The sequence below is a fragment of the Rhizobium sp. CSW-27 genome (genome assembly GCF_018760785.1).
Taxonomy (GTDB): Bacteria; Pseudomonadota; Alphaproteobacteria; order Rhizobiales; family Rhizobiaceae; genus Neorhizobium.
This window is the reverse complement of sequence record NZ_JAHHZO010000001.1, coordinates 468,536-488,894: the sequence shown is the minus strand read 5'-3', so window position 1 is coordinate 488,894 and position 20,359 is coordinate 468,536. Positions and strand designations below refer to the sequence as shown.

Below are 20,359 nucleotides of genomic sequence, written 5' to 3'. Positions count from 1 at the left end.
GGCTAACCGGCGAAAGGAGTTGCCGTCTTGCGAATTCTGCGCCTGTTGCCGGTCATTGCACTGTCGCTGCTGCCACTCGCGATTGCGGGCGCCGGCATGGCTGGCGCGGCCTCCGGTGATGCGGCCTCCGGGGATGCGGCTGTCGGGGGTGTGAAAGCCAGCGAGGTGACGGCAGGCACTGCGGCTGGCGGCGGCAAGGCCACCAGCCCCGTGGCTGCGGAGGCAAAGTCCGGACGCTTCCTGCATGCGGTGATCAGCTCCTCGGCAGCGCATGAGAAGAGCCTTCGCAACCTTTTGCGGTCCGCCCGCAACCTGCCCAGCTGGGTGCGCAACATGGTCAGCAGCCCGCGTTATGTTTCCGGCGCCTCCGAGGCGGTGGTGGTGGAGGGCGCGCCGCACGAACTTTTCGCGGCCTGCCTTGCCCGCTATTGCGAGCAGAGCCGCCTGCGCATCCTGTTTTCCGCCGATGGCAGGCAGGCCTGGCTTGTGGTGGAGGATGGCGATCTGGGTGAAGTGGTGCTGGGCGATCCGCCCGCTGCCGCCCTGTCGCTGCTGCGCCAGCCCGGCCTGTGATGCAGGGATCCCGGCCGGCGCCCTCCGCCGCTTCCTGCCCGGGAGGTTGGGACGCGGTGACAGTTTAAGGACACGTTTTGCCCCTTGTTGCCGGTTGAAGCGGCACGATCCTCGATTATAGTCAGTCGCAGGAGTGAATGGCCGTGTCGCGCAGTCCTCCGGGGGAGCCGGAGGCGTGCATTGCCCGGCCGCGCAGAGGCGTGGTGACGCTGATGTGACGCGCCTCGGATAGACTCAAGTTTTGTTCTTGCTGTTGCAAGCTTTCGTTGCGTTGCCTTAATGATACAGAATCGCCCCGGACTTGTGTGCGCTGCAAAAATACAAGAAATCACCCCTGCAATCTGGTTGCAATTCCGAGATTTTATCTTATGCTGGGGTCAACGAAGCAATCAGACGCGATTGAAAGACGGTTTCATAGCACCCCCCGGCGGGGTTCCTGTACCTGCCGGAAGACTTTGCGGGGCCGGAGCAGGCGGCCCCGCAAAGTCTGCTAATTCAGTTACTTAAGCAGTAGTTCAGGTCTTTTCAATCAGCCGGGATGTCCCTTGTAGGGCTCCCGGCTTTTTCATGTTCTGCGCGCACGCGGCCTCTGTTTGTGCGTGAAACGGCCATTGCAGACCGCTCGGACATCCCGTCTTGCCTGTGCGCCTGTCGATGCACAGCTGTGCGCATCGAGGTCAACCTTTGCGTGTTTTCTTGTCTTCTTGTGCGGCTGCATTGAGTGAGTCGCGCCTTGCCGTGCGGCAAGCGTTGCTGCCATGGAACGGTCCTGTCCGGATCGGAGCCTGCCTTGCCCTCCTTCGGCGGACCGTCTTGTGCCGGCTGCGCGCCGAAGTCGGCAGCAATGGTCGCAATTTTGTTGCAATGCAGCATCATCCTTTGGTGGGTGGTTTCCAAGTGCGCAGGCATCCTGTAAATGCTTGGTAAAACAAGAAGCAGCGCATGCTCGGCTGGAGGAGAACGATGACAAAGTGGGTCTACCGCTTCGGAGGCGGCAAGGCGGAAGGCAGCGCTGCCGATGTGGCGTTGCTGGGAGGCAAGGGCGCGAACCTGGCTGAAATGGCTGCGCTCGGCCTGCCGGTGCCGCCCGGCATGACCATCATCACCGAAGCCTGCCTGCATTATTTCGGCAACCAGCGCAGCCTGCCGGATGCATTGCGCGCCGAAGTGCTGGAGGGGCTGGCCGAAATGGAGCGTCTGACCGGCCGTCGGTTCGGCGGAGCCGAGCGGCCGCTGCTGCTCTCGGTGCGCTCCGGCGCACGGGCCTCCATGCCCGGCATGATGGATACGGTGCTCAATCTCGGCCTCAACGACGAGACGGTGCAGGCGCTCGGCCACGATGCCGGCGATGCCCGCTTTGCCTGGGACAGCTATCGCCGCTTCATCCAGATGTATGGCGACGTGGTGATGGGCCTCGACCACGAGGTGTTCGAGGAAATCCTCGAGGACGAAAAGGCCCGCCTCGGCCATGATTACGATACCGAACTTTCTGCCGTCGAATGGCAGCATGTCGTCACGCTCTACAAGCAGGTGATCGAGGAGGAACTGGGCGAGGCCTTTCCGCAGGATCCCGAACTGCAGCTGTGGCGGGCGATCGCCGCGGTGTTCTCCAGCTGGAACAATGCCCGCGCCGTGACCTATCGCACGCTGCACAAGATCCCGCATGACTGGGGCACGGCGGTCAACGTGCAGGCCATGGTGTTCGGCAATCTCGGTTCCTCCTCGGCCACGGGCGTGGCCTTCACCCGCAATCCCTCGACCGGGGAAAAGAGCCTTTACGGCGAATTCCTCATCAATGCGCAGGGGGAGGATGTGGTGGCGGGCATCCGCACGCCGCAATCGCTGACGGAGGAGGGGCGCATCGCCTCCGGTTCCGAAAAGCCGTCGATGGAAAAGCTGATGCCGGAGACCTTCGCCGAGTTCCGCGCCATCTGCGACCGGCTGGAAGCCCATTACGGCGACATGCAGGATGTGGAATTCACCGTGGAGCGCGGCAAGCTGTGGATGCTGCAGACGCGCGCCGGCAAGCGCACCACGCGGGCCGCCATGAAGATCGCCGTCGATCTCGTCGATGAGGGCGTGATCAGCGAGGAGGAGGCCATCTGCCGCATCGAGCCGCCCTCGCTCGACCAGTTGCTGCATCCGACCATCGATCCGCGCGTGGAGCGCACCGTTCTCGGCTCCGGCCTGCCGGCGTCGCCCGGCGCCGCCTCCGGTGAGATCGTCTTTACCGCCGAGGATGCGGTGGCGGCGGAAGCGGAAGGCCGCAAGGTGGTGCTGGTGCGCAGCGAAACCAGCCCGGAAGACATTCACGGCATGCATGTGGCCGAGGCCATCCTGACGACGCGTGGCGGCATGACCAGCCATGCGGCGGTGGTGGCGCGCGGCATGGGCATTCCCTGTGTTGTCGGCGCCGGCGGGCTTCGCGTCGACATGCGCAACGAACAGCTCGTCGGCCCCGGTTTCACCCTGAAACGGGGCGAGGTGGTGACGGTCGACGGATCCTCCGGCCATCTGCTGAAGGGCGAGGTGCCGATGATCCAGCCGGAACTCTCCGGCGCCTTCGGCCGCCTGATGGAATGGGCGGACAGGGCGCGCCGCATGGCTGTGCGCACAAATGCCGATACACCGGCGGATGCGCGTGCCGCCCGCTCTTTCGGGGCGGAGGGCATCGGGCTCTGCCGCACGGAACACATGTTCTTCGAGGACGGCCGCATCCATGTGATGCGCGAGATGATCCTGGCGGAAGACGAGGCCGGGCGGCGCGCTGCCCTCGACAAACTTCTGCCCATGCAGCGTTCGGATTTCACCGAACTGTTCACCATCATGTCCGGCCTGCCGGTGACGATCCGCCTGCTCGATCCGCCGCTGCACGAATTCCTGCCGAAGAGCCAGGAGGAAATCCTGGAAGTGGCGGCTGCGATGGAAATGGAGCCGGCGCTGCTCGCACGCCGGGTCGAGGCGCTGCACGAGTTCAACCCCATGCTCGGCCATCGCGGCTGCCGGCTGGCGATTTCCTATCCGGAGATCGCCGAAATGCAGGCGCGTGCCATCTTCGAGGCGGCCGCTGCCGCTGCCATGGCGACGGGAGCTGCGGTCGAGCTGGAAATCATGGTGCCGCTCGTCGGCCTGCGCGCCGAGCTGGATTACGTGAAGGCCTGCATCGACAAGGTGGCCGCCGATGTCTCGCGCGAGACCGGCATGCCGATCGGCTATCTGGCCGGCACCATGATCGAACTGCCGCGTGCCGCCATCCGCGCCCATGTGATTGCCGAAACTGCCGATTTCTTCTCCTTCGGCACCAACGACCTGACGCAGACCACCTTCGGCATCTCGCGCGACGATGCGGCAAGCTTCATCCCCACCTACCAGCGCAAGGGCATCATCGTGCAGGACCCCTTCATCTCGCTGGATCTCGACGGCGTGGGCGAACTGATCCGCATCGCCGCCGAGCGCGGCCGCAGGACCAAGGCTAATCTCAAGCTCGGCATCTGCGGCGAACACGGCGGCGACCCCACCTCCATCCGCTTCTGCGAGGAGGTCGGTCTCGACTACGTCTCCTGCTCCCCCTTCCGCGTGCCCATCGCAAGGCTCGCCGCCGCGCAGGCGGCGATCGAGGAACGGGGGCGGCATGAAACTGCTTAGCAGCTGTATGTACAAAAATGTCAACATTGGATACACTGACATTCGAATGGGATCCTGAGAAGGCAAGGCGCAACCGTCAGAAGCATCAGGTATCCTTCGAACTGGCCTGCGAAGTCTGGAATGACCCCTTGCACATCATCCTTCCGGATCGGGTGGCGGATGGCGAGGAGCGGTGGCATGCCATCGGACTCGTCGGCACCGTGGTTGTCCTCGTTGTGGTTCACAGCTATCCCCGCGGAGACGATGAACGGGTGGTGCGTATCATCGGGGCACGCAAGGCGACGAGACATGAAAGATGGCGCTATGAACAGCAAGCTTTCTCCTGAGGCGCGCGCCGCCGAGTTGGCGCAGCTTGAAGCCATGCCGGATGACGCAATCGATACGCGGGATATTCCCGAAGCGCCGGCGGACAGCTGGCTGGACGCACGCCGTTCGGATCTCTATCGACCTGTCAAGCAGGCGATCACCATTCGGCTGGATGCCGATGTTCTGGCGTGGTTCAAAAGCAATGCAGATGGTGGTGGCTACCAGACCGAGATCAATCGTGTCTTGCGCGAGCATGTCACGGCAGCACACAAACGTGGCGCATAAAGGCCTAACGCCGCGCCCCGTCTAGCCACCCCGCCACGCCCGCAAACGTCTCTTCCCAGCCGGGCAGCGTCTGACCGAAGGTCCAGGCAGCGTCGGCGAGCGTCTGGAGAGGCGCGCGGTCGCGCAGAAGCGGGCGCATGAGGGCGGCCATGGCGGCGGGGTCGTCGGATGGGGCCTGCACGACGCCGCCGGTGGCCCAGGTGGCGACGGCGCCCGAAGCGGTGGTGACGGCGGGCACGCCGTGGCGCAGCGCTTCCGCCACGGCCATGCCATAGCCTTCGTAAGAGGAGGTCGCGACGTAGAGATCCGCCTGCTGCCATGCGGTTTCCAGGGCCTCGTCGGAAACGTCGCCGAGGAAGGTCAGCCGATCCGCAAGCCCGAGGTCTCTTGCGCGCGCCGTGAGGGCGGCAAAGTGGGCGGGATCGCGTTGCGGATCGCCGGCAATCTGCCAGCGCCAGTCGAGGTCGGTCAGATGGGCGGCCACCTCCAGCATGTAGTCGTAGCGCTTGCGGGCAATGACGGCGCCGACGGAGAGAATGTGGGCTGTCCCGGTTTGCCGCCCGGCCGCCGAGCGGGGAACATCCGGATTGCCGGGAATGGCCACACGCAGCTTCTGCGGATCGGCACCGTAATGGTTGCGGAGATAATGCGCGGTCTCCCCGGAGGATACAAGAACGCGCGCCGATCGTGCGATCGCCGTCGCCTCCGCCTGCCGGAGCGCCAGCGCCCGCTCATCGGCGGATAGCCCTTGCTCCTCCACCAGCGAGTGATGAAAGATCGGTACCACGGGGACCGTACAGGCGGCAAAAACCTCAGCCAGATCGCAGAGATAGATGTGGTCGGTCAGCACGACGCTGCCGGCGGGCAGGGCGCAGAGCGTCGCCAGAAGTCCGGCGCGGTCGCGCTCCGGCACGGTCGGAAAGCCGGTCGGCAGCGTCAGCGGCTGCACCGCGGCGCCCTGGTCCTGCAGCGCCTCGATCAGCCTCTTGTTGTAGACATAGCCGCCGGTGCGGCGGGCATAATCGGCACTGGACAGAAAGATGATCGCTGGGGACAAGGGCGGCTTCCTGGATGGGCGGTTACTGTTTCTCTACGATCACCCGCCGTTCGAGGATCACCGGCCGGTCGAACATCAGCGATGAACGGGTCTGGAAGGCGCGCATGTCGGCGCGGCGGTCCAGTTCCAGGTCCAGCAGGCAGCGGGCCATGGCATCCGTCTGCGGCCTGAAGCCATAGCCGGTGCAGGTGCGCTCGTCGGCGGCGCGCTGCTGTTCCGGCGTCAGCGTCTGGCAGCCGGCCAGCAGGCAGGCGGCCGAAACCAGCAGCGGGGCGGCGAGGGTGCGGGTGAAAGTCATGAACCTGTTCCTCCGGGCATTCGACAAGGGTGACGCAATGCTGCGCATGTCATAGAAGATAGGGACAATGGCAAGACGGGAAAGGCGTGAGGCCCCCGCTATTCGCGCCGTTGAAGCTGCCGGCTTTCGTCGGGGAGGGGAGCCCGGTTCCCTGTCCGGTCTTCGGGGGAAACGGCAGCCAGACAGATCGGGGCCTGGTCCGGATGGCCGGACGCGGACCCCGGCATGCCACCATGCCGCCGGAAGGATGAGATGACCGTACGTTTCGTGAGGCCGGTTTCCAGGGCTGCCTATGCCGGCAAGAGGCTGGCCGAAGGCGGCCTTCTGCTGTTCGTGCTGGCCATTCTGGCGCATCGTTTCGGTCCGCTGGCGACGCCGCATTTCATTGCGCTCCTGCTGGCGGCGGGGGCCATGGCGGCGTTGAGCCTGCCGCTGGCGCTTCGCGGCCTGATGCGGCTGTGGCAGGTGGGGGCGCGTGGCGGCATCGCCTCGGCCACTGCCATCGTCTGCGCGCTGCCGCCGCTTGCCCTGGTGCTCCACGGCCTGTTTCTCTACGAGAACCTGCCGCATCTTTACGATGTGACGACCGATCCGGACGATCCGCCGGCCTGGAAGCGGCAGGTGGTGGCCGAGCAGATCTGGCTGCCGCGGCCCTCCTTCGTGTCGCCCGCGGATCGGGACCGGCAGCGCCTCGCCTATCCGGCGCTCACCGGCCGCCGCTACGAGGGCGCGCTCGACCGGGTATATGAAGCCGTGGTGAAGGTGGGCCGGGAAAACCGCATCCACTTCCAGAACACCCGCAGGACGCCTGCTGCGCGCCCGCCCGCGCCGGCGGAACCGGACCGCGCGCTGACCGCAAGCGGTGGCGCCAACCAGCCGGTGCCGGATGTCATTCCCATTCCGCTGCCGCGTCCCTCGCTGGTCGAGCCGTCGCCGGTTCCGGCGGCGCCGGCCGGCGAACTTCTGCTGCAGGGCGATACGCGCACGCTGATTCTCGGGCTGCCCTTCGATCTCGTGGTGCGCCTGCGCGAGGAGGAGGAGACGACGCTGGTGGACATGCGTGTCGCCACCCGCTTCGGGCCGCATGATCTGGGCGAGGGCGCCAGGCTTGCCGAAGGTTTCCTGCGGGCGCTTGATGCGGAACTGCTGGGTATCGCCGCTGAGTGAGGCGGGGGAAGGGCCGGCCCGCAGCGGCACCGCAAAGCCGGCGGGCGCAGCCCCGGCCAGCCTTACTTCACCGCCGCATTGCCGCCATCGGCAAACAGGGCGGAACCGGTGACGAAGCTTGCCCCCGGCCCGGCCAGGAACAGTGCGGCCTCGGCGATCTCCTCCGGCCGGGCAATGCGCTTCATGGCATGCAGGCCGGCCGCCCAGTCCTTCTGCGCCTGATCGCCGGCCATGCCGGTATCGGTGCCGCCCGGCAAAAGCGCATTGGCGCGGATCTTCTGCGCGCCGTAATCGGCCGCAATGCCCTTCACCAGCCCCATCAGTCCCGCCTTTGCCGCGCCATAGGCGGCCATGCCGGGCAGGCCGACGCTGGTGCCGACGAAGCTCGAGGTGAACACGATCGATCCACCGCCGCGCTTCAGCATGGCGGGGATCTGCGCCCGGCTGGCCAGGAAGGCGGCCGTCAGGTTTGTCGTCAGTGTCTGTTGCCATTCCTCGGGCAGAAGCTCGGCCAGCGGCCGCGCCGCGCCAACCGTTCCGGCATTGTTGAAGGCAATATCGAGGCCGCCGAAGCCTTCCACCGCTTCGGCCACCAGAGCCTCCTGCGTCGCGGCTGTGCCGGCGTCACCGGCAAGGAACCGCACCCGGCCGCCGGCCTCACGGATGCGCGCCGCGACGCGTTCCAGCCCTTCGGCACCCCGTGCGTTGAGAACCACGGCCGCGCCCTGTCGCGCAAACAGCAGGGCCGCCGCCCGTCCGATGCCCGAGGATGCCCCGGTGATGATTGCCACCTTGTCTTGCAGAATTCCCATTGATGCTCTCCGTGTTGGGGAGGCCAAGGCTTACGGGACGCACGGGCCTGTCCGACACCCGTTTCCTGCAGCGAGGCGATCGGGAAAGCCGATGACGCCGCCCGCTTTCGCATTGAAGCCGGCCGCCCCTGTGTCCGCCATCGGCAGATGCTGCGTCTCGATCCCCTGCCGCTGTTCGGGAAGGCGGGTTCTGCCGATGCAGGGAGGAAAGGCGCGGGGGCATCCAGCCGGAGGCATGACGGGGATGTGCTGCCTGCGGCCGCCTGCATGGCCCGCATCACAGGCGTTTTGCCATTCCTCGAGGTACCTTGGACGCGACAGCGCCAAGGCATCGCTCCCGTTTCCGTGTCGAGCACCGCGGCGCCCCGTTGATCGATCGAGACTTGCGCGCATTCACCTCCCGGCGAAAGCTCCGCAAGCGTCCGGGCCACGCCCGCCGCGTCAAGCCGCGCGGAAGAGCGTCTGCCCGGGCGGCAGATGCCCCGGCGCGGAGTCAGCCCGCCCGATAGCGTCCGGCGAGCGCCGGCGGACCTTCGGTGCGCACCTCGCCGCGTTCCGCCAGATCTTCCAGATGCGCCAGCACCGAAAGGGCGGCCGCTCCATGCAGGCGCGGATCGGTGCGGGCATAGATGGCCTTCACCATTGCTGCGATCGTCTCGTCGCCGGCCTTCACCCGCTCCAGAATGGCCCGCTCGCGCATGCGCCGGTGGGTGCGCAGCGCCCTGAGGAAGGCCGACGGATCGGACACCGGGCCGCCATGGCCGGGCAGGAAGATCCGATCCTCGTCTCGCAAAAGCAGCTTGTCGATCGAGGCCATGAAATCGGCCATGGAACCATCCGGCGGCGCCACGATCGTGGTCGCCCAGGCCATCACATGGTCTGCGGAAAACAGGATGCCGCTGTCCTCCAGCGCGAAAGCCGAATGGTTGGCGGTATGGCCGGGCGTGTGCACGGCGCAAAGCCGCCAGCCATCACCCTCCACCGCCTCGCCGTCGCCAAGTGCGATGTCGGGCAGGAAATCGGTATCCGAACTTTCGGCGAAGGGATTGACCTCGCCATCATGCAGCGGCCGGGCCGGCCGATGCGGCCCTTCCGCCACCGTTTTCGCACCTGTCTCCGCCTTCAGCCGGCGGGCGAGCGGCGAATGGTCGCGATGGGTGTGGCTCACAAGGATATGGCTGACGCTGCGGCCGTTCAGGGCCCGCATCAGCGCCTCGAAATGCGCCTCGTCCTCCGGGCCGGGATCGATCACCGCCACCTGTCGGCCCCGCCCCACGATGTAGGAATTGGTGCCGTGAAAGGTGAAGGGGGAGGGGTTGTTGCAGGTCACGCGCCACACGCCCTCGGCAATGGGCACGGCCTCGCCATGGGCGGGCGTGAAGGACAGGTCGAAATCCGAGGCTTCCATGCGGGTGCTACTTGTATTCGATCTCGATGAAGGACATCGGTTCGGTGCCGGCATTGACCACGTTATGGGTGGTGCCCGCCTCGCGCCGATAGGCGGCGCCTCTGGCCACGAAGGCGGTCCGCGCGCTCTCTCCTTCCTCGATCAGGAAATGGCAGTCGGTCATCGGCACCACCACATAGCCCAGCCCATGGGTATGCACGCCGGTATCGGCACCGGGCTCGAAATCCCAGCGGATGATGCGGGCGACCGCGTCATCGACCAGCATGGTGGCAATGGCGGGCGGGCGGGCGCGAAACTGGCTCATCAGGAGGCTCCGGCAGAGAGAATGCTGTCGGCCCGAAGACCTAGCACGGCAGTGCACCGGCGCGCACAAAAATCTGTCACACGCCGGCAGTTAGACATTGTGACCCGCCGGCACCTTTGCTAATGAGGCGCCTGCCTGCGGCTGCTTCGGAAACACCGTTCAGCGGCCGCTCACGGTGGGGCGTCGCCAAGCGGTAAGGCACCGGTTTTTGGTACCGGCATTCCCAGGTTCGAATCCTGGCGCCCCAGCCATGTTTTACTCCTTCCTTGCATTCTATTCCTCACCGTCCTGTTGGCCTGGGCGGGAAGGGCAGGCCTGTCTGTGCGGCGGGAAGAAGGCGTGGCGCAAGGCCGAGGCGGCGGAGCGTTTCGGGCGTGAGGGGGCGCAGTTCGTCGCGGCGGGCCTCGGTCGCGAAATCGATCAGCGGGTCGGGCAGGGCAAGCGCCTCCAGATAGGCGCGGGCGCGGGCATTGCCGGTGGGGCTTTCCTCGCGGCGGCCGTCCGGGCGGTAGCGGAACGAGCCATGCACGATCAGCGCGGACGAGGGCGAGAGCACCCGGACCCGGCCGGCAAGCCAGGCGAGCGCGCAGCCGGAGGCGCAGAGCGTGGCGGGCGGCACGCTGGTGGAAAAGCCGCGGGCGTGGATCGTCCTGCCGATGGCAAGCGCCGGTTCCAGCTCGCCGCCCGGGCTGGCAAGGCTGACGGTGGCCGCCGCATGGCGTGCGGCGGCGGCGGCAAAGCGTGTCTCGTCACCGGCCATGAACTGCCCCCGGATGGTGATCAGCCCATAGCCCGGACCGATCGCGCTGTCGCCGATCTCGGCCGAACCGGCGGCGAGGGGCAGCGCAAGGCAGGCGGCAAGGCATGTCACGATCCTGATCATGATCGACGGTATCCGCTGAAGGGCGACCTGCCGCGGACGGCAAAAGTCGTTTTTCCGAATATCATGTCCTGCCGGCCGGCGGCCAGTCGCCTGTGTTGGCCGATCAGCCGCGCCGCCTGCAGGCGCTTGCGGGCGGCCTTGCACCCGTCGGCTGGCGAGCGCTGCTACCGCGTCACGCCCTTGAAGAGCCGCCTTGGTTGCGGCGCTTGCGGGCGGCGCGGCAGCGGTCGCCGCCGGCCGCACCGCGCTATTCGGCGGTCAGCAGTTCCGTGCAGTAGCTCGGGCCCTTGCTGCCCTGCCGGTCCGAGATCACGTGGATTGCCTTGATGCGGTAGTTCGAATCGGTGGTGATGGCGGCGCTGCAGCTCGCACTTATCCACTGGCCATCCACAGTTTTGATTCGCTGGAAGCCGCCACGCCAATTGTAGACGGTGTCGTCGCCGGACCGCGTATCGGCATATGGCGGTGCAAAACGGGCGAAGAAGGCGCCGGCCGATTTCCCCTGCCAGCGGACCTCGATCGGGCTTGGCGGGGGCGGCGTGGTGGTGCATCCGCACAGCGTGCCGGCCAGCAGCGCAAGCGCGGTCAAGCGAGTGTTCATCTTTCGTAAACCTTTGTTTTCAGGAAGGAAGGAGGCCAGGGCCGCCCTTCGCAAGCAGCACTCGGCGCGCAGAACCTGTCGGTCGCGGCACCTTGGCTCCGCACTAGCAGATTTTGCCCCCACTGTGCGAGAGGCCTCTTTTCGCGCCGCAAAATAAATTTGGCATTGCCTGCTTTTTCGGCGGCGCCGCGTCATTTTGGAACGTCTAATATGAGCTTGTCTCAATATGGACCATTTTTGGTCGCTCCCCATTGCCGAAGGGAACCAATGGCGATATATTTCGTTTTCGTGACGGAGCGCAGGAGGAGCGCCCGGTCATGCGAGGAGGAGAAGAGATGTTCATGAAACTGTACCATTCGCCCTATGTCCTGTCGCTCAACATCTCGCTGCTGATGTGGGCTGCAATCATCTGGGTGGCCTACAACACGGTTCTCTGATCCTTGGCGTCCGGCCTTCGGGCCGGCGACGAAAACCGGACCTTTCCGCCTTGAGGAAGGGCTCGTTGGTCCCCTCTGGACTGTATTGTAACGCCAAAGTTACATATTATATCCAGTCTGAAAGTCGTTGCTTTCTGTGGGGCGGTCGATTTTTCCTTTCGGACAACATTGATTAAGTGCAACCTCCCGCGTTACTGTCGGGAGGAAATCAGGGGTTGTGTCTCATGAAGGAAAAATACTGTCCGGTGATGTCGGAGGCGGCAAAGGGGGCCGTCTTTCCAGCCAGTCACCCGTCTTTATGCCTGCCTTTCCGCCTGTGCGGAGCCGGCGCATGAGGGCACGGCGCGGACGGGGCGAGCGCACCACGCTGATCGATGTCGCAACGCGGGCGGGCGTCAGCGCCATCACCGTGTCGCGGGTGCTGCGCGAGCCGGAGAAGGTCTCGCCGAACCTGCGCAACCGCATTCTCGATCTCATCGAAGACATGGGCTACGTGCCGGATCAGGCGGCGCGGGCACTGGCCAGCCGGCACAATTCCACCTTCGGCGTTCTGGTTCCGACGCTGACCAACCGCGCCTTCCTGAGCTTCATGCAGGGCGTGGAGGAGCGGGTGCGCGATACCACCTTCCGCATCCAGTATGCCAATACGCACAACTCCGTCGAGGAGGAGATGCGGCAGGTGCGGCTGCTTCTGTCGCAGAATACCGCCGGCATCCTGCTGGCCGGCCTTGAGGGGGCGGAAAGCATCCACGAACTGGTCAAGCACGCCAATTGCACGGTCGTCCAGGTGGTGGATTTCGGCATCAAGATCGCCGGTTCGGTGATTGCGGTGGATCATGTGGCCGCAGCGGAGGCGGCAACGCGCCATCTGCTGCAATGCGGTTATCGCACCATCGCGCTGCTCGGCGGCATGCTCGATGCGCGGGGCCGCCGGCGCACCGAGGGCTACAGCCGCGTCATGCAGCAGGCCGGGCTTTACGATCCCGACCTCATTCACCAGGAAAATGCCGCCACCACCACCCAGATGGGCTGCCGGCTGCTGCGCCGTGCGCTGAAGGTAAGACCGGATATCGACGCGGTCTTCTGCCAGAACGACGATCTGGCGCTCGGCGTGCTGTTCGAGGCGCAGCGCATGGGCCTGAAGGTGCCGGAACAGTTCGGTATCTGCGGCTATAACGACCTCGATTTCGCCGCCGTGATGCAACCGCCGCTGACCACGGTGCGCACGCCGCTGTTCGAGATGGGCTATCGCGCGGCCGATCTGATGATCCGCGGCGCCGATGGCAGTCGCACGGGCCTGCATTCCGTCAATCTGGGTTTCGAACTGATCGAACGCCAGACGACCCGCCGCCGTCCGCCGGATCTCGTGCCCGGCGGACTGGTTGTGCCGTAACGAGACACGGCCGGCGGCTCATCCGCCGGTCGCGCCATGGTGCGGCGCGTTAGTCGATCTCGCCCAGCAGTTCGGCAGCGCGGGCCGCGCTGACCCGGCGCACATCCGCCTCGTCGCGGCGGGCCGCGAAGGCCTCGCTTGCCATCAGCTCGTCGGCCAGATCCGCCGGCAGCGACAGCAGTACGCGCTGGCCGTCCCGGTGGATGCCGCCGAGATCCGAGCGCTTGGCGGAAATCATGCCGCCGGCCACCGTGTTCAGCGTGTCGGGGTCGATCAGGATGAAGGCGCCGGTGTTGCGGTTCTGCTCGTAGGCATCGAAGATCGCCGTCTCGTCGAAGGAGAGCCGTACCTTGCCGATCGCGTTCATCGGCAAGGTGTCCGAATGGCTTTTCCACTTGCCGCTCGCCAGCTCCAGCTGGGAAAGCGGCGAAACCTGCACGCGCTGGCGCCGGGTGCCGGCCTTCAGCCAGTAGCGCTTGCCGGGTTCGATGCCGCCCGGCTGCAGGGCGACCAGTTGCGCATCGAAGGCAAGCCCGGTCATCGGCTGGGCATCGAGCGAGACGATCATGTCGCCGCGCGACACATCCACCTGCCGGTCGAGGACGAGCGTGATGGCGTCACCTGCAACGGCCGCATTGCGCACCAGGTCGAAGGTGACGATCTGCTTCACGTTGGCGACCATGCCGGAGGGCAGGATGGCGACGGAATCGCCGGGCTTGATCGAGCCGCCGGCGACGGTCCCCTGGTAGCCGCGAAAGCTTTCGCCGGGGCGCGAGACGCGCTGCACCGGCAGGCGGAAACCGCCGGCCGCCGCCGTGCGGGTGGTGGCCAGTTCCAGCGTTTCGACCAGCGTCGGGCCGTCATACCAGGGCATGGTGGCGCGCCCCTCATACACGACGTTTTCGCCCTTCAGCGCCGACATCGGGATGGCGGTCACCTGGCGCACGCCAAGCGACAGTGCCAGCTCCTTGAAGTCATGGGCGATGCGCTCGAATACCGCCTTGTCATAGGCCACGAGATCGAACTTGTTGACCGCCAGCACGAACTGCTTGATGCCCATCAGCGAGGCGATGGTGGCGTGGCGGCGCGTCTGTTCCAAGAGGCCGGACCGCGCATCAACCAGCAGAACGGCCAGATCGGCGGTCGAAGCACCGGTCGCCATGTTGCGGGTATACTGCTCGTGGCCGGGCGTATCGGCCACGATGAAGGAGCGGCGGTCGGTGGCGAAATAGCGATAGGCGACATCGATGGTGATGCCCTGTTCGCGTTCGGCCTGCAGGCCGTCGAGCAGCAGGGCGAAATCCGGCAGGCCGAGATCGTTCTGTTTGCCGCTGTCGCGAGAAAGCGCCGCCGCCTGGTCTTCCTTGACGGCCTTGGTATCCCAGAGAAGGCGGCCGATCAGGGTCGATTTGCCGTCATCGACGGAACCGCAGGTGATGAGGCGCAGCGGGCGGGTGTCGCGCACCGCCTTGGCCGCATCGGTGATCGGCACGACATTGCTGGCCTGGGCGGCGATGGAGGAGGGAGCAGTCATCAGAAATATCCTTCGCGCTTCTTCTTTTCCATCGATCCGGCCTGGTCGCGGTCAATGGCGCGGCCCTGGCGTTCGGAGACGGTGGCGATTTCAAGTTCGGCGATCACCTCGTCGAGGGTTGCCGCGGTGGAACGAATGCCGCCGGTCAGCGGCCAGCAGCCAAGGGTGCGGAAACGCAACATGCCTTCCTGCACCTGTTCGCCCGGCAGCGGTTCGAAGCGCGGGTCTTCCGCCCACATCAGCATGCCGTCGCGTTCGACGAACTTGCGGGTCTTGGCGTAATAGAGGGGCGGCAGCGGAATGTTCTCCGCCTGGATGTAGCGCCAGATATCCACTTCCGTCCAGTTGGAGAGCGGGAAGGCGCGCACGCTCTCGCCGCGGCGGATCATGCCGTTATAGAGGTTCCACAGTTCCGGGCGCTGGTTGCGCGGGTCCCACTTGTGGTCGGGCGTGCGGAAGGAATAGATGCGTTCCTTGGCGCGGCTGGCTTCCTCGTCGCGGCGTGCGCCGCCGAAGGCCGCATCGTATTTGCCGGCATCGAGTGCCTGGCGCAGCGCTTCCGTCTTCATCACGTCGGTGTGGTAGGCCGAACCGTGGGTGAAGGGGGAGATCTTTTCGCTGTCGCCGCGCGGATTGGTGTAGACCACCAGATCGAGATCGAATTTTTCCGCCATCTCGTCGCGAAAGGCGATCATCTCCGGAAACTTCCAGCCGGTATCGATGTGCAGCAGCGGGAAGGGCACGCGGCCGGGGAAAAAGGCCTTGCGCGCCAGATGCAGCAGCACCGAGCTGTCCTTGCCGATGGAGTAGAGCATCACCGGGTTCTCGAACTCGGCCGCCACCTCGCGGAAGATGTGGATCGCCTCGTTCTCCAGCGCCTTCAGATGCGGATCGAGCGGCGGCTTGACGGCCGGGTCGTTCCGGTGCGGGTCGAATTCAGAGCTATGCGAATGCATGAGTTGTCCTTTTTGCCGCATCCGGCGGCGTCTTTCTGGTCCTTTGCCGCTTCTTGGGCGGCGTGCCTGGAGCCCCCCCTCTGCCCTGCCGGGCATCTCTCCCCTTGAGGGAGAGATGTCACGAAGGCTCGTGGAACGAGGGGGTATGGCTCCGCTCACTTCAATGCGCCGGTGCGATGATCGAAGAGGCGGCGGGTTCTGCCACATGCAGGCCGCATTCGCGCTTCTCGTCGTTTTCCCACCACCAGCGGCCGGCGCGTTCGCTTTCGCCGGGCTTGATGGCCCGCGTGCAGGGCTCGCAGCCGATCGAGGGATAACCACGGCCATGCAGCGGGTTGACCGGGATGTCCTCCGCCGCCACATGGGCGCGGATCGTCTCGATGTCCCAGTCGGCCAGCGGATTGATCTTCAGGAGGTTGCGCTCGGCATCGTATTCGGCAAAGGGCGTTGCGGCGCGGTTGCCGGATTGTCCGCGGCGAAGGCCGGTGATCCAGATGTCGGCGCCAGCCAAGGCCGCGGCGAGCGGCTTCAGCTTGCGCACATGACAGCAGGCGTGGCGGGCTTCGACACTCTCGTAGAAGCCGTTCAGGCCATATTGCGCCGCATAGGCATCGACATCGCGCGCCTCGGGGTGAAAGCGGCGGATCGACAGGTCGTAGCGCTCCTCCGTTTCACCGATCAGCGCGACGGTTTCGGCAAACAGCCGCCCGGTCTCCAGCGTCGCCACCTCGATCGGCAGGCGATGCGTGCCGATCGCGGCGGTGATCACCTGGTCCTCGATGCCGAGCGAGGTGGTGAAGACGGTCCGGCCGAGACTTGCGGCGAGCGAAAGCCGGCCGGGAAGGTCGAGGGCGGCCAGTTGCGCGTCGAGCGCGGCGACGGCCGGTGGCGCCTGATGCCGGGTCATCTGATGCTGGGTCATGGGCGTGCCTGTGCTGCATTGCGGTTCCCTCCTTTATTCCACGTCCGGTCGCAGGCGGACAGAAACAGGCATTTGAAGCTGGCGCGGCCCGGAGCAAATCTCTCTCCAAAAGCGAAGCCTCGTGAAAAAGCGGGCCTGCCGCGCGCCCGGCACGCGACAGGCCAGGGCCATTGTCAGAATACCCGCAGCGATGCGAATGGCGGACCGCAGCGGGGCCGCCAGCCGATCCCACCAACTGATCCCCGCGGCCGATCCCAGAGGCCGATCCCACCGGCCGGGTCAGCCGGTCGGGTGGCCTGCGGGAAACGGCGGTCACGCCCTGATCCGGGCCCTGTCTCGGGCAGTCCGCCGCAGCATCTGTGCCAGGGCCGGAAAGGCCGCAAGGCGAGGTGCGGGCTTCATCTTCTCGAAAGCCTGCACCTTATCGCTTCCTTCACAGAAGCGTGATAATGAGCGGCCGCCGGAAGAGCCTGTCCGGCATGTTCCGAGCGAGATGTTGACGGATACACCATGGATACGCTTTCCGCTGACAGTGACCTGATCGTGCCGGCGATGCCGGCAACGCCGACGATCTCCCGATGTGCCGCGCTGTGGCGCGAGTGGCGGCCGGATCTGCGCGACGTTTCCGCCCTGTTCGGCCGGGCCGGCGTGCTTGCCCTTGCCGCGGCCCTTACCGTGTGCCTGTTCATGGAGGAGATCCTGCTGGCGCTGCGCCTGTGGGGAGCTCCGGCGATCGGCGAGGAGACGGGCACCACGCTTTCGTTGACGCTGATTGCCGGCGCCTGGGCCGGTCAGCGCCTGATGCGTCCGGTACAGCGGCCGAGGAACCGTCCTGATGCCGAGGACATGCGCACCGCCTGCGATATCGTCGCCCGCCAGGGCAATGCCAGCGCTGGTCTGGTGCGGCTCGGCGACAAGCAGCTCTTCTTTTCGGCCGCGCGCGATGCCTTCATCATGTATGCCGTTCAGGGCAGGTCGCAGGTGGCGCTGTTCGATCCGGTCGGCCCGCAGGAGCGCTGGGCGGACCTGGTGCAGGCCTTTGCCGAGGATGCCCGCCGCAACGGCCGCCGACCCGTGTTCTACCAGGTCTCTCCGGCCTTCCTGCCGGTCGCTGCCGATTGCGGCTTGCGGCCCTACAAGCTCGGCGAACAGGCGGTGGTGGATCTTTCCCGCTTCAGCCTGAAGGGCGGTGAATGGCTGAAACTGCGCCGCTCGATCAACCGCGCCGAGCGGGACGGGCTGGAATTTGCACTGCTGGAGCCCTCCGCGGTGCCGGCGGTGCTGGATGAACTGCGGCAGATCTCCGATGCCTGGCTTGCCGCGCACAATGCGGCGGAAAAGGGCTTTTCGCTCGGGACTTTCCAGAATGCCTATCTGTGCGAAAGCCCGGTGGCGGTCATCCGCATCGAGGGCCGCATCGTGGCCTTTGCCAATCTTCTGACGGCCTCCGGCGAGGGAGATGCCTTCATCGACCTGATGCGCCATATTCCCGGCACGCATCGCGGCATGATGGATCTTCTCTTCGTGCGCATCATGGAGGGGCTGAAGGAAAAGGGGTTCCGCACGCTGAACCTCGGCATGGCGCCGCTGTCAGGCCTGCCCACCCATCCCGGTGCGCCGCTCTGGAACCACATCTGCCGCCAGGTCTTCGAAAACGGCGAACGCTTCTACAATTTCCAGGGCGTGCTGGCCTTCAAGTCGAAATTCGATCCGGTCTGGGAACCGCGCTATCTGGCTGTCGGCGGCGCCGGCCTGCCGCTTGCCTCGATGATCGACGTGACGATGCTGATCGGCGGCGGCCTGAAGGGCATCCTGCGTCGCTGAAGGGCGTCCTTCGCCGCCTGCGTGCGGCGGCGAAGGAAAGACGGTTCTCAGACCAGGAAGGTCGAGATGATCGGAAAGGCCGTCAGGATGGCGATGCGCACCAGATCGGCGGTGACGAAGGGCACGATACCCTTGTAGGTTTCGCGCACGGGAACCTCTCGCGACATCGCCGATATGATGAACAGGTTCAGCCCCACCGGCGGCGTGATCATGCCGATCTCGGCCACCATCAGCACCAGAATGCCGAACCAGATGGCGAAGTGTTCCGGCGTCATGCCGAAATCCATTGCGGTGACGATCGGGAAGAAGATCGGGATCGTCAGCACGATCATCGACAGCGAATCCATGATGCAGCCGAAGATGATGTAGAGCGCCAGGATGATGACGAGCACGGTCATCGGCGAGAAGCCCTGCGCCGTCACCCATTCGGCCCCCACCTGCGGCAGGCGCGAGAAGGCGAGGAAGGAGTTGAAGGCCGAGGCGCCGAGCACGATGAAGAAGATCATGCCGGTGGAGACGGCGGTTTCCTTGAAGCAGTCCAGCAGCGACTTGCGGTCCAGCCCGCCATTCTTCCAGGCGACGAGGCCGGCCGAGGCGGCGCCGACGGCGGCGGCCTGGGTGGGCGTGAAGAAGCCGAGATAGATGCCGCCGACCACCAGCAGGAAGATCGCCACCACCGGCCACACGGCGATGAGAGCCGGAATGCGTTCCCGCCAGGGAATGCGCGGCGCCTCGCCGGCGCTTTCCGGCTTCAGGCGCACATAGATCGCAATCACGACCAGATAGGAAATCGCCGCCAGAATGCCCGGCACGAAGGCGGCGAGAAACAGCTTGGCGATGTTCTGTTCGGCGAGGATGGCATAGAGCACCAGCACGACCGAGGGCGGAATGAGGATGCCGAGCGTGCCGCCGGCGGCAAGGCTGGCGGTGGCAAGGCCACCCGCATAGCCGTGACGGCGCAGTTCCGGCAGCGCGACCTGCGCCATGGTGGCGGCCGTTGCCAGCGAGGAGCCGCAGATCGAGCCGAAGCCGGCGCTGGCACCGATGGCGGCCATGGCGACACCGCCCTTGCGGTGGCCGACAAAGGCTGCCGCCGCGCTGAACAGGGCGCGGCTCATGCCGCCGCGGGCCGCAAACTGGCCCATCAGCAGGAAGAGCGGAATGATGGAGAGTGAATAATTGGCATTGGTTGCCCAGGGCAGGGCCTTCAGCTGCGCCAGGATCGGTGTCCAGCGGTCAAGCACCAGATAGGTGCCGACGACACCGGTGCCGAGCATGGCGGCCGCGATCGGAACGCGCAGCAGGATCAGCACGATGAGGACGGGGAAGGACCAGAGTCCGATTTCAACATTGCTCATTCAGTGCGCTCCCACCGATGCGACGATGGCATTGCCGCGGCGGATGTCGCGCAGGTCCGCCAGGATGACGAAGAGACAGACGAAGACATTGGCCACCAGCAGCAGCATGGCCACCGCATAGCCCCACCAGACCGGCAGCAGCAGCAGCGGCGTGGTTTCGCCATTGCCGTACTTGTCCATCAGGCCGATGCCGTGGCGCCAGGTCAGCAGCGCGATCAGCACGGCAATCACCACGTCGCCGATCAGCTGCGACCAGTTCATCGCCCGCGGGCCGAGCGCGCTGATGATGAGGTCGACACCCACATGGCCGCGCCGCAGCTGGCAGAAGGGTAAGAAGGCGAACACGGCAATGCCGCACAGCGCTTCGACCAGCTCGATCTCGCCGGGAATCGGCCGGGAGAAGATGCTGGCGAGAATGGAGGCGCCGGTGAGTGCGCAGGCCGCGACGAGGCAGAGGCCGCCGAAGCCGACCAGCAGGCCGGCCAGGCGATCGACGACGCGCTGCATCGCGTCTAAGGCAGTGGGAGTGTCGGTAGACATCGGGATATTCCGGTTGCGGGATGCAAGGACGTCCAGGCGCGGGCGGGGCCGCGCCT

The 20,359-nt window shown here is 65.8% G+C and carries 19 protein-coding genes and 1 tRNA gene; 8 read left to right on the top strand and 12 right to left on the bottom strand.

Features of this window, described 5'->3' with window-relative positions:
* Window positions 1-27: 27 nt before the first annotated feature.
* From KLP42_RS02510 to KLP42_RS02495, 4 genes are all read left to right on the top strand, one after another.
* A complete protein-coding gene (locus tag KLP42_RS02510) occupies window positions 28-573 on the top strand; it encodes an Ivy family c-type lysozyme inhibitor (RefSeq protein WP_215564510.1) in 546 nt (181 codons plus the stop codon).
* A 963-nt stretch (window positions 574-1,536) separates the two neighbouring features.
* Window positions 1,537-4,218, top strand: a complete 2,682-nt coding sequence (gene ppdK, locus KLP42_RS02505) for a pyruvate, phosphate dikinase (RefSeq protein WP_215564508.1) — start codon at window positions 1,537-1,539, stop codon at window positions 4,216-4,218.
* A gap of 26 nt (window positions 4,219-4,244) precedes the next feature.
* The gene (locus KLP42_RS02500; protein WP_252192699.1) at window positions 4,245-4,544 is read left to right on the top strand and encodes a BrnT family toxin; all 300 of its coding nucleotides are present in this window, start codon (window positions 4,245-4,247) and stop codon (window positions 4,542-4,544) included.
* A complete protein-coding gene (locus tag KLP42_RS02495; RefSeq protein WP_215564504.1) occupies window positions 4,522-4,809 on the top strand; it encodes a BrnA antitoxin family protein in 288 nt (95 codons plus the stop codon). Before KLP42_RS02500 ends, KLP42_RS02495 begins: the two co-directional genes overlap by 23 nt.
* 4 nt (window positions 4,810-4,813) lie before the next feature.
* Here the strand turns inward: KLP42_RS02495 and KLP42_RS02490 are convergent, their stop codons facing one another.
* Together KLP42_RS02490 and KLP42_RS02485 are read right to left on the bottom strand one after the other, a co-directional pair.
* Window positions 4,814-5,866 carry a glycosyltransferase family 4 protein gene (locus KLP42_RS02490; RefSeq protein WP_215564502.1) on the bottom strand — a complete coding sequence of 351 codons (1,053 nt, stop codon included), beginning with the start codon at window positions 5,864-5,866 and terminating at the stop codon, window positions 4,814-4,816.
* A 22-nt stretch (window positions 5,867-5,888) separates the two neighbouring features.
* Window positions 5,889-6,164, bottom strand: coding sequence for a hypothetical protein (locus KLP42_RS02485; RefSeq protein ID WP_215564500.1), 276 nt, complete (start codon window positions 6,162-6,164; stop codon window positions 5,889-5,891).
* Between the two features lie 252 nt (window positions 6,165-6,416).
* On the opposite strand from KLP42_RS02485, the gene KLP42_RS02480 reads away from it, so the two are divergent.
* A complete protein-coding gene (locus tag KLP42_RS02480) occupies window positions 6,417-7,331 on the top strand; it encodes a DUF1499 domain-containing protein (protein WP_215564498.1) in 915 nt (304 codons plus the stop codon).
* A 62-nt stretch (window positions 7,332-7,393) separates the two neighbouring features.
* On the opposite strand, the gene KLP42_RS02475 is transcribed toward KLP42_RS02480, so the two are convergent.
* From KLP42_RS02475 to KLP42_RS02465, 3 genes are all read right to left on the bottom strand, one after another.
* Window positions 7,394-8,143 (bottom strand): SDR family oxidoreductase, encoded by a 750-nt coding sequence (locus tag KLP42_RS02475; RefSeq protein ID WP_215564496.1) that lies wholly within the window; start codon window positions 8,141-8,143, stop codon window positions 7,394-7,396.
* Window positions 8,144-8,636: 493 nt separating this feature from the next.
* Window positions 8,637-9,551 carry an MBL fold metallo-hydrolase gene (locus tag KLP42_RS02470; RefSeq protein ID WP_215564494.1) on the bottom strand — a complete coding sequence of 305 codons (915 nt, stop codon included), beginning with the start codon at window positions 9,549-9,551 and terminating at the stop codon, window positions 8,637-8,639.
* A gap of 7 nt (window positions 9,552-9,558) precedes the next feature.
* Window positions 9,559-9,855: a cupin domain-containing protein gene (locus KLP42_RS02465; RefSeq protein ID WP_215564493.1), complete on the bottom strand. Its 297-nt coding sequence runs from the start codon at window positions 9,853-9,855 to the stop codon at window positions 9,559-9,561.
* Between the two features lie 176 nt (window positions 9,856-10,031).
* On the opposite strand from KLP42_RS02465, the gene KLP42_RS02460 reads away from it, so the two are divergent.
* A tRNA-Gln gene (locus KLP42_RS02460) sits at window positions 10,032-10,106 on the top strand.
* Window positions 10,107-10,135: 29 nt separating this feature from the next.
* Here the strand turns inward: KLP42_RS02460 and KLP42_RS02455 are convergent.
* A complete protein-coding gene (locus tag KLP42_RS02455) occupies window positions 10,136-10,738 on the bottom strand; it encodes a hypothetical protein (RefSeq protein WP_215564491.1) in 603 nt (200 codons plus the stop codon).
* A 247-nt stretch (window positions 10,739-10,985) separates the two neighbouring features.
* A complete protein-coding gene (locus KLP42_RS02450) occupies window positions 10,986-11,339 on the bottom strand; it encodes a hypothetical protein (protein ID WP_215564489.1) in 354 nt (117 codons plus the stop codon).
* Window positions 11,340-12,107: 768 nt separating this feature from the next.
* Here KLP42_RS02450 and KLP42_RS02445 point away from each other — a divergent pair.
* Window positions 12,108-13,169, top strand: a complete 1,062-nt coding sequence (locus KLP42_RS02445) for a LacI family DNA-binding transcriptional regulator (RefSeq protein ID WP_215564487.1) — start codon at window positions 12,108-12,110, stop codon at window positions 13,167-13,169.
* A 49-nt stretch (window positions 13,170-13,218) separates the two neighbouring features.
* On the opposite strand, the gene cysN is transcribed toward KLP42_RS02445, so the two are convergent.
* From cysN to KLP42_RS02430, 3 genes are all read right to left on the bottom strand, one after another.
* Window positions 13,219-14,703, bottom strand: a complete 1,485-nt coding sequence (cysN, locus tag KLP42_RS02440) for a sulfate adenylyltransferase subunit CysN (RefSeq protein WP_215564485.1) — start codon at window positions 14,701-14,703, stop codon at window positions 13,219-13,221.
* Window positions 14,703-15,659 (bottom strand): sulfate adenylyltransferase subunit CysD, encoded by a 957-nt coding sequence (gene cysD / locus KLP42_RS02435; RefSeq protein WP_215564483.1) that lies wholly within the window; start codon window positions 15,657-15,659, stop codon window positions 14,703-14,705. Before cysD ends, cysN begins: the two co-directional genes overlap by 1 nt.
* Window positions 15,660-15,819: 160 nt before the next feature.
* Window positions 15,820-16,566, bottom strand: a complete 747-nt coding sequence (locus KLP42_RS02430) for a phosphoadenylyl-sulfate reductase (RefSeq protein ID WP_215564815.1) — start codon at window positions 16,564-16,566, stop codon at window positions 15,820-15,822.
* A gap of 525 nt (window positions 16,567-17,091) precedes the next feature.
* Here KLP42_RS02430 and KLP42_RS02425 point away from each other — a divergent pair.
* On the top strand, window positions 17,092-18,405 hold the full coding sequence (locus tag KLP42_RS02425; protein WP_252192697.1) for a phosphatidylglycerol lysyltransferase domain-containing protein: 1,314 nt from the start codon (window positions 17,092-17,094) through the stop codon (window positions 18,403-18,405).
* Window positions 18,406-18,452: 47 nt separating this feature from the next.
* On the opposite strand, the gene KLP42_RS02420 is transcribed toward KLP42_RS02425, so the two are convergent.
* Both KLP42_RS02420 and KLP42_RS02415 read right to left on the bottom strand, forming a co-directional pair.
* Window positions 18,453-19,763 (bottom strand): TRAP transporter large permease, encoded by a 1,311-nt coding sequence (locus tag KLP42_RS02420; RefSeq protein ID WP_215564481.1) that lies wholly within the window; start codon window positions 19,761-19,763, stop codon window positions 18,453-18,455.
* Window positions 19,764-20,303, bottom strand: coding sequence for a TRAP transporter small permease (locus KLP42_RS02415; protein WP_215564479.1), 540 nt, complete (start codon window positions 20,301-20,303; stop codon window positions 19,764-19,766).
* Window positions 20,304-20,359 lie beyond the last annotated feature (56 nt).

What these genes read in the sequence shown, in the direction of transcription:
- KLP42_RS02470 (WP_215564494.1), bottom strand. Translation starts at nt 9,551, where the DNA reads ATGGAAGCCTCGGATTTCGACCTGTCCTTCACGCCCGCCCATGGCGAG.
- KLP42_RS02495 (WP_215564504.1), top strand. Translation starts at nt 4,522, where the DNA reads ATGAACAGCAAGCTTTCTCCTGAGGCGCGCGCCGCCGAGTTGGCGCAG.
- KLP42_RS02455 (WP_215564491.1), bottom strand. Translation starts at nt 10,738, where the DNA reads ATGATCAGGATCGTGACATGCCTTGCCGCCTGCCTTGCGCTGCCCCTC.
- KLP42_RS02475 (WP_215564496.1), bottom strand. Translation starts at nt 8,143, where the DNA reads ATGGGAATTCTGCAAGACAAGGTGGCAATCATCACCGGGGCATCCTCG.
- KLP42_RS02450 (WP_215564489.1), bottom strand. Translation starts at nt 11,339, where the DNA reads ATGAACACTCGCTTGACCGCGCTTGCGCTGCTGGCCGGCACGCTGTGC.
- KLP42_RS02480 (WP_215564498.1), top strand. Translation starts at nt 6,417, where the DNA reads ATGACCGTACGTTTCGTGAGGCCGGTTTCCAGGGCTGCCTATGCCGGC.
- KLP42_RS02445 (WP_215564487.1), top strand. Translation starts at nt 12,108, where the DNA reads ATGAGGGCACGGCGCGGACGGGGCGAGCGCACCACGCTGATCGATGTC.
- KLP42_RS02425 (WP_252192697.1), top strand. Translation starts at nt 17,092, where the DNA reads ATGGATACGCTTTCCGCTGACAGTGACCTGATCGTGCCGGCGATGCCG.
- KLP42_RS02430 (WP_215564815.1), bottom strand. Translation starts at nt 16,566, where the DNA reads ATGACCCGGCATCAGGCGCCACCGGCCGTCGCCGCGCTCGACGCGCAA.
- ppdK (WP_215564508.1), top strand. Translation starts at nt 1,537, where the DNA reads ATGACAAAGTGGGTCTACCGCTTCGGAGGCGGCAAGGCGGAAGGCAGC.
- cysN (WP_215564485.1), bottom strand. Translation starts at nt 14,703, where the DNA reads ATGACTGCTCCCTCCTCCATCGCCGCCCAGGCCAGCAATGTCGTGCCG.
- KLP42_RS02465 (WP_215564493.1), bottom strand. Translation starts at nt 9,855, where the DNA reads ATGAGCCAGTTTCGCGCCCGCCCGCCCGCCATTGCCACCATGCTGGTC.
- cysD (WP_215564483.1), bottom strand. Translation starts at nt 15,659, where the DNA reads ATGCATTCGCATAGCTCTGAATTCGACCCGCACCGGAACGACCCGGCC.
- KLP42_RS02485 (WP_215564500.1), bottom strand. Translation starts at nt 6,164, where the DNA reads ATGACTTTCACCCGCACCCTCGCCGCCCCGCTGCTGGTTTCGGCCGCC.
- KLP42_RS02415 (WP_215564479.1), bottom strand. Translation starts at nt 20,303, where the DNA reads ATGTCTACCGACACTCCCACTGCCTTAGACGCGATGCAGCGCGTCGTC.
- KLP42_RS02420 (WP_215564481.1), bottom strand. Translation starts at nt 19,763, where the DNA reads ATGAGCAATGTTGAAATCGGACTCTGGTCCTTCCCCGTCCTCATCGTG.